Source organism: Achromobacter sp. Root565, from assembly GCF_001427425.1.
GTDB classification, from domain to species: Bacteria; Pseudomonadota; Gammaproteobacteria; order Burkholderiales; family Burkholderiaceae_B; genus Achromobacter; species Achromobacter spanius_D.
The window spans coordinates 1,615,482-1,631,743 of record NZ_LMGO01000001.1; the positions used below are offsets into that span (position 1 = coordinate 1,615,482).

Below are 16,262 nucleotides of genomic sequence, written 5' to 3' on the forward strand. Positions count from 1 at the left end.
ATCACCCCGTCTTCCCCAGCCTCCCGGCCGCCGCCGGCGCCCGGCGGAAGAACGCCGCCCGCTGGCTTTCCTCGCGCAACCGGCGCGCGCGCGACCTGAACAAATCCTTGCGGCCCACGATCCCCAGCAGCCGGCCGCTATCCCGATCGACGATAGGCACCCGCCCCGCCCCGGACAAGGCCATCCGGTCCGCGATCTGACTGGCCAGTTCGTCGGCATGCCCGTACACCAGCTCGCGCCCATCCAGCGCTTGCGCCAGCGTCCGCTCGTCAGGCTCGCCTTGCAGCGCCCACGCCAAGGTGTCGGCGCGCGTGACCTCGCCGATCACGATGCCCTCGCCGTCCAGCACCGGATAACTCGTATGGACCGGCTGCGCGGTGGTGAAATGCGCGACGGCGTGCGCCACCGTCATCGTGTCCGGCAGCGTCTGCACGGGCGATGTCATCACGTCTGCGACGCGCAGCAGGTCGAAGGGATCCACGCGGTATTCGCGGCTGATATGGTGGCCCCGGCGCGCGATCTTCTCGGTCAGAATCGAACGCTTGAGCAATAGCACCGTCACGCCGTAGGCAAAGACGCAGGCCGCCAGCACTGGCAGCAGCGCGTGCATGTTGCCGGTCAGCTCCACGGCAAACAACGTGGCCGTCAGCGGCGCGCGCATGGTGCCGCCCATCATCGCCGCCATGCCCACCAACGCCCAGAAGCCGGGATCGGCCTGCGGCAGCGCGGGAGACGCCAGTGCGCCCAGCGCGCCACCGAAGATCAGCAGCGGAGCCAGCACGCCGCCAGAGGTGCCGGAGCCCAGCGCGATCGACCAGATGGCGACCTTGACCACCAGCAGCACCAGCACGGCCTGAAAGGCGAGATCGCCCGCCAGCATGTGTCGAATGTTGTCGTAGCCCACCCCGAGCGCCGCGGGCTCGATCAGCCCGCCAATACCGATGACCAGACCGCCGATGGCCGGCCACCACATCCAGTGGATGGGCAGCTTCTCGAACAGGTCTTCGGCCGCGTACACCAGCGAGGTCAGCACACCGGACCCCAGGCCCGCCAGCACCCCCACGGCGGCGCAGGCCACCAGATGCCACGGCGTGAAGGCCAGCGTGCCGGCATACGCAAAGATCGGGCCGGGTTCCATGATGAAGGCGCGCGTCGCGGCCGCCACCAGCGCCGCCACGGCCACGGGCAGGAAGCTGCGCGGCTTCCACTCGAACAGCAGCAGCTCGACCGCCAGCAGCACCGCGGCCAGCGGCGTGCCGAAGATCGCGGTCATGCCGGCCGCCGCGCCGGCGACGAGCAGCGTCTTGCGTTCGCCGTCGTCCAGGTGGATGGTCTGCGCCAACAGCGAGCCGATCGCGCCGCCGGTCATGATGATGGGCCCTTCGGCGCCGAACGGGCCGCCGGTGCCGATGGACACGGCCGACGACACGGGCTTTAACACGGCCACCTTCGGCTGGATGCGGCTCTTGCCGATCAGGATGGCTTCCATGGCTTCAGGGATGCCGTGGCCACGAATCTTCTCGGAACCGTAGCGCGCCATGAGGCCGATGATGAGGCAGCCGACGACCGGAATGAACACAGAGCCGAGTCCGAGCCGCCCTGTCGTGATAGGCAGGTCGGCAAACGAAAACAGGCCGTGATAGGCCAGATTGGTGCACAGTGCGATGAGGCGGAGCAGAAGCCAGGCGGCAGCCACGCTAGCCAGTCCGACCGGTATGGCGAGGCCCATCAAGAGGACGACGCGACGGTCGGTAGTGAAGTCGCCAAGCCGCAGTCCGGGCTTGGCGGAAGAGGAAATGGGGGGCATGGTCAGGGAGTGGGTTGGAAGAATTCGCACGAAGTTTGCGAAAAGTCATATATATCGTAGCACGACATATATTAGAATCGCCCGGTGAACGCCTCCACGACTCCCACTCGCCTGTCCCCCGCCGACTACGAACTGCTCGCGGATTTCCGCTATGCGCTGCGAAAATTCGCGGCGTTCAGCGAAAGCGCAGCCGCGGGCCTGGACCTGATGCCGCAGCAGCATCAGGCGCTACTTGCCATCAAGGGCACGCGCAAAAACGCGCCCGGACGGCGCGGACTCTATGTCGGCGAAATCGCCGAACGCCTGCTGATCCGGCCGCACACCGCCGCCGAACTGGTGGGTCGACTGGCGCGATTGGATCTCGTCAGCCGCGAAGCCGACCCCGAAGACGGACGCCGCGTCGAGGTCGTGCTGACAGCCAAGGCCGAACGCATGCTGGAAGACCTGTCCGCTTCGCACCTCGAAGAACTGCACGCCATGCGCCCCCTATTGACGCGGCTGTTGACGCGCATGGGCGCCGAGCCCGGCAAGGACTGACCCACCGGCTTTTCATCCAAGATTTGGTCTGCGCGGCATAAGCTCATGCCGCCAGGAAATAAGCCTCGTGATAAATTGTCGCCCCGCGACATATCAATGCGTCGCGAGGAGAGACTGTCTTGGGTGTGTCAATCAAGCGCTGGCTGGGGTCGTTCGCGCCAGCGCCCGTGGGCGTCAATGGACGCGAAAAACTTTACGGTGCGGTAGGCGCCCTGCTCGGTCTGTTCTGCACCGAGTGGGTGGGACGCCACGCGCTGGGCGCGGACAATCCGTGGTTCATCGCCCCAATGGGCGCATCGGCCGTGCTGCTGTTTGCCGCGCCGGCCAGCCCGCTCGCCCAGCCCTGGTCGCTGATGGCCGGCAACCTGGTGTCTGCGCTGATCGGCGTCTTCTGCGCCCAATTCATTCCTGTTCCCGGCATCGCCGCGGCCGTCGCCGTGGCGCTTGCGATTGGCGCGATGTTCTCCCTGCGCTGCCTGCACCCGCCCAGCGGCGCCGTGGCGCTGACCGCCGTGCTGGGCGGTCCTGCCGTTGCCAAGCTGGGTTATGCCTTTGCGATGTGGCCCGTGGCGTTGAACTCCGTCATCCTGCTGTGCATCGCCGTGGTCTTCAACGGCGCGCTGAAACGCAACTACCCCCGCCGCCATGCGGAGCCGGCCGCCGGCCACAACACGCGCGATCTGGTCCCCAGCGCGCGGCTGGGCTTTTCGCGCACCGACCTGGATGAGGCGCTGACCCAGCGCGGTGAGCTGCTGGACATCAGCAAGGAAGACCTGGAAGAGATCGTGCTGGCTGCCGAGCTGCGCGCCAGCGTGCGCCGCTTTGGCGAGGTGCGCTGCGCCGACATCATGTCGCGCGACGTGGTGACGGTAATGGAAAAGGATCCGCTGGACTATGCGGTCCGCCTGTTCGACAAGCACCGTGTCCAGGCCCTGCCCGTGCTGGATTCGGCGGGCCGCTACGCCGGCATGATCGCCCAGGGCGACGTGCTGGCCAGGAAGAGCCGCCTGACGCCGGTTGCCACGGATGCCGAATCGGCGCCGGACCTGCTGGTGGCCGATTGCATGCGCAGCGAAGTGCCGTTTGCCACGCCCGGATTGCCCGTGATCGAGCTGGCGCGTCCGATGTCGGACAGCCTGCATTGTGTGCCGGTGCTGGACGAGGCGCGCCATTTGCAAGGTCTGGTGACGCAGTCGGACCTGGTGGCCGCGTTGTATCAGATGGCGGTGTCCGCCAACTCGCAGCCAGCGGACGGCGCCGGGCCACACAAGCTGGCCGCCTGACCCTCCGTAGCCCTACGGATTCCGGTGCGCGTTACCCGCAAGGCATAATTGCCGGCGTGAATCCCCTCTCGCGCACGCGCGCTTTCATCTGCTGGCTGGTGCTTTTCTGTCTGGGCGCAATCTGGATCGCGCGGCAGGAATACGTGGACCAGTACGAGCGCTTCTTCCAGAGCACCAGCATCGCCCAGCGCATGCTTAGCCAGAAGACGGTGCAGCATGAAGCCGTCCTGGCCACGCTGGCCGCGTTGTCGCATCCCCCCGCCCCCGAACGCCTCTTTCCCAGCCTGCAGCCCGCGATGCCGCAGTTGCTGGGCTTGGGCCACCTGCCCGGCGGCGTCTGGGCGGGCAGCCTGCCCGATCCCGCTGGCCTGTCCCAAGCGGTGGAGCGCGCGCGGCAACTGGGTCGCCCCGTGACCATCGCCGTGGACGACGCGCGCTACTGGTTGGTGTCGCCTTCCGGGTGGAGCCTGCTGATCGACGCGCGCCAGCTCGTGCCGGCCGCCGACTTTCCGCCGGGCCTGGGCAACCTGACCCTGGCCGTGGACCGCAATCCGCTGCCTTTGCTCGACAAACAGCCCCACGACGCGTTGCCCGGCTGGACCCTGGCGCTGCAAAAGCCGCTGGGCGCGGCCAGCCAGCCGTTTCAGATGCGCAGCACCCGCACGCTCACCCCCGGATTCTGGCCATGGACCGCCTGGCTGGCCTGGGCCGCGGCGAGCGGCCTGCTGATGGCTGGCGCCGCCGCCTGGCAACGCTCGCGCGCGGAAGCGCGCCGGCAACAGGAACAGGTGCGTCTGGCGGCCATGGCGCGCCTGAGCACACTGGGCGAAATGGCTGCAGGCATCGCGCACGAACTCAACCAGCCGCTGACCGCCATCCTGGCGCAAACCCGCGCCGCCGCACGCCTGTTGGATGACGAGGACGAGCGTCCAGTCGTGCGCCACGCGCTGCTTGCCAGCGCCGAGCAAGCCAAGCGTGCGGCCGACATCATCAGCCGCATGCGAGCGCTGGTGCAGCCCAGTTCGCCCGCGCGGCGCGAAGCCATCGACCCCGACGCGCTGGTGGCGTCGCTTCGCTTTTTGCGCGAGCCCGAGCTTGCCAGACAGGGCATCCGCCTGACCTGGACCAACGCCAGCCCCGGCGCGCGGCCCCTGGGCGATCGCGTGGCCCTCGAACAGATCCTGCACAACCTCGTGCAGAACGCGGCTGACGCGCTGGACGGCGCTTCGGGTGCGCGCCAGATTGCACTGGAAGGCCGCGCGGCCGACGGCAGCTACCAGTTCAGCGTCAGCGACACCGGCCCGGGCATTGCGGCGGACGCAATGCCGCGCCTGTTCGCCCCGTTCTTCACCACCCGCGACCAGGGCATGGGCCTGGGCTTGGCGCTGTGCGATACGCTCGCTGGTTCGATGGATGGCCGCATTGCCGCGCGCAACCTCAGCCCCGCTGGCGCATGCTTTACCGTCAGCCTGCCGCAGGCCGGAGCCGCCGCATGAATCCCAACGATCATTCCCCGCTGGTCTACCTGGTGGACGACGACGACGCGGTCCGCGACGGGCTTGGGCTGCTGCTGCGCAGCGTCGGCCTGCGCAGCGCGGGCTTTGCGGACCCGATGGCGTTTCTTGCCGCGCTGGCGCAACCGGTGATCGGTTGCGTGGTGCTGGATATCCGCATGCCGGGCATCAGCGGACTGGACGCGCTGGCCCAGCTGGCCGAACGGTCCGACCTGCCCGTGGTCATGCTGACCGGCCACGCCAACGTAGACCTGTGCCGCCGTGCCTTCAAAGGCGGCGCCATGGAGTTCCTGCAAAAGCCGGTCGACGACGACGTCTTTCTCGATGCCGTCCAGGCGGCCGTGCGCACGCACATCGCCAGCCGCGAGCGCCTTGCCGTCACACAGGCGGCGGCGGACCGCCTGGCGCGCCTGTCGGGTCGCGAGCACGAGGTGCTGGAGCGCATCGTGCGCGGCATGAGCAACAAGGAGATCGCGCGCGAGTTCGACCTGTCGCCGCGCACGGTCGAGACCTACCGCGCCAACGTCTTTGCAAAGCTGGAAGCCGAGTCGCTGGCGCAACTCATCCGCCAGTATGCGACCCTGCTCGATTGAAGCGTCGCCTCCGTAACGCTACGGAGGCGCTCGCGTAGTCGGGCGTATACCGCGCCCGCGGCCTTTTGGCCACACTGTCTGCTCCTACCGCAACACCCCCGAAAAGGATGCAGACCATGAAGAAACTGTCGCTTGCCGCCCTGCTCTCCACGCTGGCTTTCGCCGGCGCCGCCAACGCTGCCGTGTTGAGCGAGAACAACCTGTCGATGGCCGATGCGCAAAAGCTCGCGACGGCCACCGTCGCTGCCTGCCAGGCCAAGGGCTACAACGTCAGCGCGTCGGTCGTGGACCGCGCCGGTCTGCTCAAGGCCTTTGCGCGCGCCGACAACGCCGGCCCGCACACCATCGAAGCCAGCCGCGCCAAGGCCTTCACCGCGGTCTCGGCCAAGACTCCCACGCTGACCATGATGGAAAACGCGCAGAAGAACCCCGGCGCGGCCAACCTGACCGACATTCCGGGCTTCCTGCTGCTGGGCGGCGGCGTGCCCGTCAAGGCCGGCAACAGCGTGATCGGCGCCATCGGCGTGGCCGGCGCACCGGGCGGCAACCTGGACGCGCAATGCGCCGACGCGGTGCTGGAAGAGAACGCCGCGCTGTTCAAGTAAGCACGGGCGCAACTGCGGGCGACCTTGCCACCCGCAGCCCCGCCCAGATGCCGGCCAGGCAGGCGGCGCCGAACACCCATCCCGACGCCGCGCCGGCCATCACGCCGGACAACAGCGTCCCGACGGTGCAGCCCAGCGCCGTCATGCCGCCCCAGCCCATCAGCATGCCGCCCGCGAAGTTGCGGGCGATGTCCTTCATGGATGGCAAGCGAGGCCGGAAAGCGCCCGCCGCCAATGCCGCTGCCCACGCACCCGCCACCAATGCCATCACGAAGACGCCGTTGTTGGACAGCAACGCGCGTTTGACCACGGTGGCGCAGCCCGCAAAGGTGTCCAGCCCTTCAAGCCTGTCCGGCAGCCACCCCGACGCCGCCGCGGCCGTGCGGGCAAGGCTCCCCAGTTCCGCCGTGACGCCCAGCGGCGCGATGCGCAAGTAGGCGATAACGCCGATGAAGCCGATCAGAAGACCGCCCACCGCCGGCGGCCAGCGGTCCTGAAGCACGGCGCGCCAAAGCGGTACGGCCAATTGCGGGGCGGATGTCGCGGGCGACGACGCGCGCCGCCCCGCGCGGCTCAATCCCCATGCCAGCGCCACCAGCGCGCCGCACTGAACCAGCACACTCCCCCCGTAGCCCAGGTGCCGAGGCAGCCAGACCACGGGCGCACCCTGGATCAGCGACAGATACAGCGCATTCCACGACGCGAATCCCAGCACAAATCCCAACGCCGCGCCCAGCAAGGCGAAGGGCGACGCGAGCGCACCCTCGCCCAGCCGGTAGAAATGCGCGCTGATGCACGACCCCGAGATCCGCATGCCGATGCCGAAGACGAACGCGCCCGCCACCAGCGCCAGACTGACCGGCCCGATGTGCGCGCCGGGCGGCAGGCGATCCGCCGACGGGATGGGCAGGAAGGCGCCGAACACGGCCGCGTAGCCCAGCACGCCGGTGCCTAGCGCGATCAGCACCGCGTACAGGCCCGCGGTCTCGCGGCGTTCGATGAAGTCCCGCGCGATGCAGTAGAAGCAAAAGCGCGACCGCTGCAGCACGACACCGAACGCCGCGCCCAGCAAGAGCGAAAGCGACAGGCTGCGTCCGCCCTCGGGCTGCGACGATACGAACCATGCCGCCAGAAAAATGGCCGCCATCACCGCGGCGGCCGATACAAAGCGCAAGGCGTTCACTCAGGTCTTGCCCCACACGGTGCCCGCCGGATTGCTGATGGGCGAGCCGACGCTGTTGCCGTATTCCGTCCAGGATCCGTCATAGTTGCGCACGTCGTAGCCCAGCAGCTTGCTCAGCGCAAACCACGAATGGCTGGAGCGCTCGCCGATGCGGCAATACGTGATGATGGGCTTGGTGCCATCCACGCCCGCCGCCTGATAGATCGCCTTGAGCTCGTCCGCGGACTTGAACGTGCCGTCCTCGGCCACCAGCTTGCTCCAGGTGACGTTCACCGCGCCCGGCACGTGGCCCGCGCGCACGGCCAGCTCCGGCACGCCATTAGGCGCGAAGATCTTGCCGTTGTATTCGTCCGCCGACCGGATGTCGACGAGCACGCCGTCCTTCTCCTTGCGTGCGACGGCCAGCACGTCCTGCAGACGCGCGCGCAACGCGGGGTTCGCCTCCTTGACCTTGACCGTGCCGGCCGCGTGGACCTTCACGCTGTTTGACAGGGGCCGCCCTTCGGACTCCCACTTCTTGCGGCCGCCATCCAGGATCTTGACGTTGTCGACGCCATAGATGTCGAATATCCAGGCGCCCCATGCGGCGAACCAATTGTTGTTGTCGCCGTACAGAATCGTCGTGGTGTCCGCGTTGATGCCGGAGCGGGCCAGCAGCGCCTGGAACTGCGGCGGCGGCGCGATGTCGCGGTTGACGGTGTCGACCAGGTCGGTGTGCCAACTGGCGTTGGCCGCGCCCGGGATGTGGCCGCGTTCGTACAGGCCCGGATTGACGCTGACCTCCACCACCCGCACCTTCGGGTCATTGAGGTTCTTTTCCAGCCAGTCCGTCGAGACCAGATACTTGGCGTGCTGCGCAACGGCTGGCGCCGCGGCCAGGGTTGCCGCTGCGGCAAAGGCGCCGGCCAGCAGAGTGCGTAGGGACATCGGATTCTCCTGAAATGGGCTGCTGACGAGCCCTTGGAATCCGGACGATATCGGGTCGCTTCCCAGCCGGGAACGACATTGTTTTTATATTCTGATTACCGATTCAGGTGATTGTCAGGTCATGCATCGGGCAAGACAGCCGGCCTTGCCCGATTCACCGCTCAGTCCTGCCGCTCCCGCGCCACCGCGCGGGACAGGGCCAGGTGCTTGCTCAGCAGCATCGCATCTGCGGCCGCCGGGTCACGGCGCTGCAGGCGCTCGCTCTCCGAAGGCTCCAGCTCCGCGGCGCGCACCAGCGACAACAGGTCGCGCGTCCGGGTTTCGATCACGGGAGTCAAGGTGTCTTCGATCAGCTCGCCCTTCACGTACGCCTGCACCCGCGTCGACAGATTCCGCGTATGCGTGAAGGTCGCTTCCGCCAGCCCGCCCAGTTCGTACCGGATACCGGTCTGACTGATGACCTCGTCCTTGATCTGGAAGAACTTGTAGTTCTGCGAGTCCTTGTCGTTGGACAGCTCCAGCTTCTGCTGCGGCGTGAATGCGATATGGAAGCTGGCGGTCAGATTGGCGCGCTGCTCCTGCTTGACGGCCAGGTCGAATAACGGCCGGCCGCTGACGTTGCTGTTCTGCGAGACCTGATAGGTGAACTGGTCGACTTCGCTGGTCTTGTACGGATTGCTCGCGTCCATGGTCTGCGAGATCGAGGCCGAGAAGTCGGCCACGCCCGACAGCAGGCTGCGGTACGTGTAGCCGGCCGCCACGATGCGCGGCGACTGGCTGGACGGGGCGGCGCCCGCTTCATAGCTTTGGTGCAGTTCAGCGAATGCGTCCTTGAACAAGGACATCAAGGCCTCATCGCCTCGGCCCCGGCTGCGCGCGGCATCGAACTGCTGCAGATAATCGCTGACGGCCGCGGCGCGCTGCTGCGCGTTGCCAAAGAGCGCGGCCTTGCTCACGTCGACGTCGACCTTCACCACGCCGTCGGCGTTCTTGATGGTCAGCGACCGCTGCTTGCTGTCCGCGGAAAAGTCGATGGACTGCGAGACGACGCCATCCGTCGTGGTCGTGGCTTGCAGCGACACCGACGACAGCACCGCGGAATCGAACTTGGCCAGGCTGGACCACGCCATGCGCGGCGGCACCGATGCCAGGCCGTCCACCGTGTCCTGGAACGCCTTGGACAGACCGGCGATGGCCTTGCGCTCGGTCTCGGACAGCTCGCCCTCGGCCACGTCGATCTGCACCCCAATGCCATCCGCGGAGTTGGTCAGGCTGACCTGGACTTTCACGCCGCTGGCCGTCGTGATGCGCAGCGTGTAGGCATCCTCGGCCTGCGCGGCCGATCCTGCCTGCACCGTGCCCAGGGCGTCGATCTGCCCGGCGCCCGGCGACATCCTTGCAGACTGCGAATAATTACCGCCGTCGGTCTGGAACCTGTCCAGCAGCGCCGCGGCCACGCCTTCGAGACGCCCGGCAAGCGTGCGGGCGGAAAGCGTGTCGGCGATGACGGAGGACACCTTGTCCGCCGCCTGGCGCTCCCAGACCACGCCCGCTGCCGCAGGCTGCGACGTGTAGGTCAGCGCGGGGGACGTGCCCTGGCCGAGCGTGACCGTCGTGGATGCGGGCACGGCCGCATTGTCGGCCTTGTCGCCGGCGCGGGTCACGCCGGTGGCGGGCGGCGCCAGACCGATCGTGGTCACGGGGCCGATGGAGGCAACGGATGTCATGGCGTCTCTTCCTCTTGGAGGCCGCGGGCAAGCCTGCCCCCCCGGCCGGGTTTCCTTCGAGAAATGTAACGGCAGCAAATCGCCAGACTTAAGCCCATGGCGTGAACGGGTAGCGGCCGGACGATGCCTGCCGCTACCCGTTCACGCATGCACCGCCGCGCCGCGCGCCGCTTGCGTCAGTGCATCGATGAGGCTGTCCGCGTCCCGCGGACCGTCATACCGCAGGCCGTTGATGAAGAGCGTGGGCGTGCCGTTCACGCCGCTGCGCACGCCGCCGCTGAAGTCCACTTCGATCTTGGAATCGAACGCCCCGCCGAACGCACGCTGCAGCACTTGCGGCGACAGGCCTATTTCCTCGCCGTAGGCGAACAGATCGCTCTCCTTCAACGCGTTCTGGCGCTCGTAGAGCATGTCGTGCGCCTGCCAGAACTTGCCTGCCTGTGCGGCGGCCTCGGCAAACTCCGCCGCCGCGACCGCATCCGGATGCAGTTCCGAAATGGGGAAGTTGCGGAACACGAAGCGCAACCGGTCGCCCAGCGCCTGCTGCACCGCCTTCAGCACGGGATAGGCCTCGCCGCAATACGGACACTCGTAATCGCCATACTCCACCAGCGTCACGGGCGCGGTGTCCGGCCCTGCGGCGTGGTCCTGTGCATTCACGGGAATGAAAAGGCGGCTCATGATTGCACTCCTTGCAAGGCGGGGGCCAGCTTGTCGAGCGCGTCCAGGATGCCGTCGGCGCCCGGGTTGATGCCCAGCGGCGACACATAGCTCCACCGGATGACGCCGTCGGCGTCGATGACGAACAGCGCCCGATCGGCGATGCCCTCCTGTTCGCGGTACACGCCGTAGCGCCGGGCGACCTCGCCCTTGGGCTCGAAGTCCGCCAGCAGGGGGAAATGCAGCTTGCGGTCCGCGGCGAACGCGGCGTGACACCAGACCCCGTCCACCGAAATACCGACCAACTGCGCGCCGGCCTTGTGGAACTCAGGAAGGATCTGGTTGTAAAGCGCCATCTGGTCGCCACAGACAGGACTCCAGTCCGCGGGATAGAACGCCAGGATCAGCGGCCGGCCGCGCAATTCTTCCAGCGCGACCGTCTGGTCCGGCGTGGCGGGCAAGGCGAAGGACGGAGCGGTCGTGCCGGCAGGCAGGACGGCCGCGGGATAGTCGTATGACATGAAACGTCTCCTGGACGCGCCGCGCGCGGCGCTGGGGTCAGGACAGCAATTGACCGGGTTCGGCTCAGCGTGCGGCGCGGGTCGATTCGTACAGGAACCAGGTGCGGCGCTCGGCCTCGTCGATCCAGTTTTCGATCAGGCTGGTCGAGGCGACGTCATTGTGTTCCTCGCACACAGCGTGGGTGGCGCGCAGGAAGCCCGTCAGGCGGCGGTTGTCGTCGGCCAGTTCGGCCAGCATGTCTTCGGGCGTCACGTAGTCGGCGTCGTTGTCCAAGAGACGCTGCAGGCGCTGGATGTGGCCGATCGAACGCAGCGTCGTGCCGCCCACCTTGCGGGCGCGCTCGGCGATGACATCGGTCGCGGCATAGATTTCGTCGCCCTGCTCGTCCAGCATCAGGTGGTAGTCGCGAAAATGCGGACCCGACATATGCCAGTGAAAGTTCTTGGTCTTCAGGTACAGCGCGAACATGTCGGCCAGCAGACCCGTGAGGGCCGCGGCGATGTCGACCCTGGCCTCGGCGCCCAGGTCGGTGGGCGTGCGCAGGGGAGCGGTGATGCGGGTTTGAAGCGAAAGATCGTTCATGGAATTTCTCCGGGTTGGCTTCACGATTCGGGCGTTGATTCCCGATGGAAACCAGAATAGCCACGGCGATCCGCCAGCAAAATCGGCTGATCGTTTTCTCGGGTCATACCAAGGTTTACCCAGGAAATACGCGTGTCTTCTTCCAAAGATCGCTGATAATGTGCGGGTCTCATTGCGTGCCCCCGGATTTCTGCCCGGCTTGCGCGCCCTTACCCAGAGGTGGATCTTGCTCACGTCGACACTCGGCCGCGCACCTGGCCAGCCGCCGCAGCAGTCGCGTCCCGGCGCCCCGGAGACCGCGGGCCCGCATCGCATGCAGTTCCTGTTTCGCGCGGCCGCCCTGCTGCTGGCGCTGATCATTGCGGTGGTCGATACGTTCACCGACTTCGACGGCGCGGTGGCCGTGCTGTATGTCGTGGTGGTGCTGCTTGCGGCACGCACGTTCCGGCGCCTGGACATCATCGTGGCGGGCACCGGCGGCATCGTGCTCACCATCGCGGCCTATCTGAATTCCCACGGTCTGAATCATGTGGGCTCGCCCACGGTCCGGGCGCTGGTCAGCCTGGCAGCCATCGGCATCACCGCGCTGCTCGCGCTACAAAACCAGAGCGCCACCCGCAGGCTCGCGGCGCAAGCGCGCCTGCTCAATCTGTCGCACGACATGATCTTCGTGCGCGACCATCAGGGCGTGATCAACTTCTGGAACCGCACCGCCGAGGACGCCTACGGCTGGCCCGCCAGCATGGCGCTGGGGCGCGTTGCCGATGACCTGCTGCAGACCCGCTACCCGGACCGGCGCGAGGCCATCGAGGCCGAGCTCCTGACGACCGGCAGCTGGGACGGCACGCTGGAACAAAAGACCCAGGCCGGCGCCACGCTGGTGCTGGAAAGCCGCTGGGTGCTGCAGCGGGATCATCATGGCCGCGTCACCGGGGTCATGGAAACGCACCGCGATGTCACCGATCGCAAGGCCGCCTACACCGCGCTGGTCAGCAGCGAACGACGCTACCGCCGCATGTTCGACGCCAGCCGCATCGGTGTCATCCAGGAAGACTGGCGCGCCGTGCGCACCGAGTTGACCGCCCTGGGGTTGATGGACGGTCCCGCGCTCACCGCCCACCTTGCCCAGCATCCCGAATTCATCGGCCAGGTCCGCAAGCTGACCGCGGTCGATGACATGAATCCCGCGTTTCTGGCCATGGTGGGCCGGCCGGGCGCGGCGCCCGAACCCTACTCCGTGGACGACATCCTGTGCGAGGACGACCGCATGTTCGCGCGATCCCTGACGGCATTCGCCCAGGGCGACGCCTTCCACGAGGGCGAGACCGAAGTCGTGCACGCGGACGGCTCGCGCGTGCCGGTGCTGTTCACGATCACCTTCCCGCCCGCCGATGACCTGGACGGCTCCGTGCTGGTCTTCGTGGTGGACATCACTGAACGCAGGCAGGCGCAGGACGCGCTGCTGCTGGCGCAGACGGAACTGGCGCACGCGGCGCGTGTCGCCACGCTGGGCGAGCTGACCGCATCCATTGCGCACGAAGTCAATCAGCCCCTGATGGCCGTCGTCACCAGCGGCGACGCGGGCATGCGCTGGCTGCGCCGTCCCCAGCCCGATCTGCATGAGGTCGAGCTGGCGATGGAACGCATCATTTCCGAAGGCCGGCGCGCCAGCGAGATCGTCAAGCGCATTCGCGCGTTCCTCAGCAAGGCGCCGGTGCAGCAGGCAGCGCTGGATATCGGCGCTGTCATCGAGGAAGCCACGCGCCTGGTGGCGCACGAGCTCACGCGCGAGCGCGTCGCGCTGCAGGTGGACATCGAGCCGGGCCTGCCGCTCATCATGGGCGACCGGATCCAGCTTCAGCAGGTGCTGGTCAACCTGATGGTCAACGCCAGCCAGGCCATGTCCGGCCAGTCTCAGGCACGCCAGTTGTCAGTCAGCGCGCGGCGCCACGACGACGACGGTCTGGTCGCCGTCACCGTGGGCGATACCGGTCCGGGCATCGCACCTGACGACCTGGAACGCCTGTTCGACCCTTTCTTCACCACCAAACCGCAAGGCATGGGCATGGGCCTGCCGATCTGCCGCACCTCGGCGCAGGCCCATGGCGGCAGCCTTACCGTCGATAACACGCCAGGCGCGGGCGCGGCCTTCACGCTGACGCTCGCCACCACGCAGGGGAATCTTTCCGCATGAACAACCGTACCGCCCCCGGCGCATCGCCCGCCGCTGCGCAATCGCAGGTGATCGTCGTCGACGACGAAGCCAGCGTGCGCGCGTCGCTCGACAGCCTGTTCCGCTCGATCGGCCTGCGCACCACCCTGTGCGCGTCGCCCGCCGAACTGCTGCAGACCCAGATCCCCGACGCGCCCGGCTGCATCGTGCTGGACGTGCGCCTGCCGGGCATCAGCGGACTGGACTTCCAGGACCAGCTCATCCGCCAAGGCATCGACCTGCCGATCGTGTTCATCACCGGCCACGGCGACATCCCCATGACCGTGCGCGCCATGAAAGCCGGCGCGGTCGACTTCCTGTCCAAGCCTTTTCGCGAACAGGACATGCTGGATGCGGTTTCGGCCGCCATCGAACGCGACACCCAGCGCCGTTCCCGCGATGCGGCCATGGACGGCCTGCGCGCCCGCTACGAGACCCTCACCCCGCGCGAACGCGAGGTCATGGCGCACGTGGTGTCGGGCCTGATGAACAAACAGGTGGCGGGCCTGATCGGCCTGAGCGAGATCACCGTCAAGATTCACCGAGGCCACGTCATGCGCAAGATGGGGGTCCGATCGCTTGCCGATCTGGTCCGCCACGCCGAGGCGCTGGGCATTTCCGCGCCCTGACCCGTTGATGGGACAAACCTCCGTATGATTTTCGAGGCCGTCGCAAAGGTTCATAAAGGAACCTGCCGGGCATCGGATGCGTATCGTGATCCGACAGGCCCGAAGGATTTTCTTACATGAACCACACTCCCACTATCGCGGTGGTCGACGACGACGATGGAGTCAGGATCGCGCTGTGCAGTCTGCTTCGCTCCCTCGGTTACGAGGTCCGGCCCTACGGCTCGGGACCCGAATTCCTGAACGCCCCGCGCGGCAGCGACCCGGACTGCATGATCACCGATGTGCAGATGTCGCCCATGACGGGCGATCAGCTCCAGGCCGAGCTGATCGCGGCCGGGCGACGCTTTCCCCTGATCTTCATGACGGCCTTCCCCACCGAGGCGGCGCGGCAGCGGCTGCTGGCCCTGGGCGCCTGTGCGTACCTGGACAAGCCGGTGGACGGCGAAGCCATGGCGCGATGCGTGGCCCACGCGCTGCAAGGCGCCCAGTCCGCGTGATCGCAGGTGGTGGCGTATTGGACACATCCGCCACGAAACCCTGCATATACCTTTGTATGACGCGCCAAGCCCAGCGTAGGATGTCCCGGCGGCGCATAAGGCCCTAGTCTATCTCTGCGGTCCAACTAACCCCCGGAGAATCCGACATGAGCACGATCACCACCCCCGACGGCGTTGAAATCTTCTTCAAGGACTGGGGCCCCAAGACGGCCCAGCCCATCATGTTCCACCATGGCTGGCCGCTGTCCAGCGATGACTGGGATGCACAGATGCTGTTCTTCCTCGCCCAGGGCTATCGCGTGATTGCACACGACCGGCGCGGCCACGGCCGCTCGACCCAGGTCAGCGACGGCCACGACATGGACCATTACGCCGCGGACGCCGCCGCCGTGGTTCAACATCTGGACCTGCGCAACGCCGTGCACATCGGCCACTCGACAGGCGGCGGCGAAGTCGCCCGCTACGTCGCCCGCCATGGCGAGCCGCAGGGCCGCGTCGCCAAGGCCGTGCTGGTCAGCGCCGTCCCGCCGCTGATGGTCAAGACCGAGTCCAATCCGGGCGGCACGCCCATCGAAGTGTTCGACGGCTTCCGCAAGGCGCTGGCCGACAACCGCGCGCAGTTCTTCCTGGACGTCGCCTCGGGCCCGTTCTACGGCTTCAACCGCGACGGCGCCAAGGTCTCGCAGGGCGTGATCAACAACTGGTGGCGCCAGGGCATGATCGGCGGCGCCAAGGCGCACTACGAAGGCATCAAGGCCTTCTCCGAAACCGACCAGACCGAAGACCTGAAGGCCATCAGCGTTCCGACGCTGGTCCTGCATGGCGACGACGACCAGATCGTGCCGATCGACGACGCGTCGCGCCTGTCGGTCAAGCTGCTCAAGAACGGCACGCTGAAGGTGTACCCGGGCTTCCCGCACGGCATGCTGACGACGCATGCGGACGTGATCAACGCGGACCTGCTGGCGTTCATCAAGGGCTGAT

16 protein-coding genes are annotated in these 16,262 nt (G+C 67.3%); 9 read left to right on the forward strand and 7 right to left on the reverse strand.

Features of this window, described 5'->3' with window-relative positions; all coding sequences use genetic code 11:
• Position 1 precedes the first annotated feature (1 nt).
• Positions 2-1,807: a chloride channel protein gene (locus tag ASD71_RS07195; RefSeq protein WP_056561502.1), complete on the reverse strand. Its 1,806-nt coding sequence runs from the start codon at positions 1,805-1,807 to the stop codon at positions 2-4.
• Positions 1,808-1,891: 84 nt separating this feature from the next.
• Here ASD71_RS07195 and ASD71_RS07200 point away from each other — a divergent pair, with 84 nt between their 5' ends.
• From ASD71_RS07200 to ASD71_RS07220, 5 genes are all read left to right on the forward strand, one after another.
• Positions 1,892-2,344 carry a MarR family winged helix-turn-helix transcriptional regulator gene (locus tag ASD71_RS07200; protein WP_156395096.1) on the forward strand — a complete coding sequence of 151 codons (453 nt, stop codon included), beginning with the start codon at positions 1,892-1,894 and terminating at the stop codon, positions 2,342-2,344.
• 119 nt (positions 2,345-2,463) lie between these two features.
• Complete coding sequence (locus tag ASD71_RS07205; RefSeq protein ID WP_056561505.1) at positions 2,464-3,627, forward strand: HPP family protein; 1,164 nt, start codon at positions 2,464-2,466, stop codon at positions 3,625-3,627.
• 56 nt (positions 3,628-3,683) lie between these two features.
• Entirely contained in the window at positions 3,684-5,123 is a 1,440-nt protein-coding gene (locus ASD71_RS07210) for a sensor histidine kinase (RefSeq protein WP_056561507.1), read from the forward strand.
• A complete protein-coding gene (locus ASD71_RS07215) occupies positions 5,120-5,734 on the forward strand; it encodes a response regulator transcription factor (protein WP_056561509.1) in 615 nt (204 codons plus the stop codon). The genes ASD71_RS07210 and ASD71_RS07215 overlap by 4 nt, the downstream gene beginning before the upstream one ends.
• A gap of 116 nt (positions 5,735-5,850) precedes the next feature.
• Entirely contained in the window at positions 5,851-6,339 is a 489-nt protein-coding gene (locus ASD71_RS07220; protein WP_056566538.1) for a heme-binding protein, read from the forward strand.
• On the opposite strand, the gene ASD71_RS07225 is transcribed toward ASD71_RS07220, so the two are convergent.
• The 6 genes from ASD71_RS07225 to ASD71_RS07250 all read right to left on the reverse strand — a co-directional run bounded on the left by ASD71_RS07225 (position 6,332) and on the right by ASD71_RS07250 (position 11,940).
• Positions 6,332-7,486: a YeeE/YedE family protein gene (locus tag ASD71_RS07225; protein WP_056566541.1), complete on the reverse strand. Its 1,155-nt coding sequence runs from the start codon at positions 7,484-7,486 to the stop codon at positions 6,332-6,334. The two genes, ASD71_RS07220 and ASD71_RS07225, sit on opposite strands and share 8 nt — an antisense overlap.
• A gap of 36 nt (positions 7,487-7,522) precedes the next feature.
• Positions 7,523-8,449, reverse strand: coding sequence for a sulfurtransferase (locus ASD71_RS07230; RefSeq protein WP_056561511.1), 927 nt, complete (start codon positions 8,447-8,449; stop codon positions 7,523-7,525).
• A 161-nt stretch (positions 8,450-8,610) separates the two neighbouring features.
• On the reverse strand, positions 8,611-10,176 hold the full coding sequence (locus ASD71_RS07235; RefSeq protein ID WP_056561513.1) for a hypothetical protein: 1,566 nt from the start codon (positions 10,174-10,176) through the stop codon (positions 8,611-8,613).
• A 141-nt stretch (positions 10,177-10,317) separates the two neighbouring features.
• Entirely contained in the window at positions 10,318-10,857 is a 540-nt protein-coding gene (locus ASD71_RS07240; RefSeq protein ID WP_056561515.1) for a DsbA family protein, read from the reverse strand.
• A complete protein-coding gene (locus ASD71_RS07245) occupies positions 10,854-11,357 on the reverse strand; it encodes a redoxin domain-containing protein (protein ID WP_056561517.1) in 504 nt (167 codons plus the stop codon). Before ASD71_RS07245 ends, ASD71_RS07240 begins: the two co-directional genes overlap by 4 nt.
• Positions 11,358-11,421: 64 nt before the next feature.
• Positions 11,422-11,940: a Dps family protein gene (locus ASD71_RS07250; protein WP_056561519.1), complete on the reverse strand. Its 519-nt coding sequence runs from the start codon at positions 11,938-11,940 to the stop codon at positions 11,422-11,424.
• 226 nt (positions 11,941-12,166) lie between these two features.
• On the opposite strand from ASD71_RS07250, the gene ASD71_RS07255 reads away from it, so the two are divergent.
• From ASD71_RS07255 to ASD71_RS07270, 4 genes are all read left to right on the forward strand, one after another.
• Positions 12,167-14,134 (forward strand): ATP-binding protein, encoded by a 1,968-nt coding sequence (locus tag ASD71_RS07255; RefSeq protein WP_200949365.1) that lies wholly within the window; start codon positions 12,167-12,169, stop codon positions 14,132-14,134.
• Complete coding sequence (locus ASD71_RS07260) at positions 14,131-14,781, forward strand: response regulator transcription factor (RefSeq protein WP_056561523.1); 651 nt, start codon at positions 14,131-14,133, stop codon at positions 14,779-14,781. Before ASD71_RS07255 ends, ASD71_RS07260 begins: the two co-directional genes overlap by 4 nt.
• Positions 14,782-14,897: 116 nt before the next feature.
• Positions 14,898-15,278, forward strand: coding sequence for a response regulator transcription factor (locus ASD71_RS07265; protein WP_056561525.1), 381 nt, complete (start codon positions 14,898-14,900; stop codon positions 15,276-15,278).
• Between the two features lie 146 nt (positions 15,279-15,424).
• Positions 15,425-16,261, forward strand: coding sequence for an alpha/beta fold hydrolase (locus ASD71_RS07270; protein WP_056561527.1), 837 nt, complete (start codon positions 15,425-15,427; stop codon positions 16,259-16,261).
• The last annotated feature ends 1 nt before the right edge of the window (position 16,262 follow it).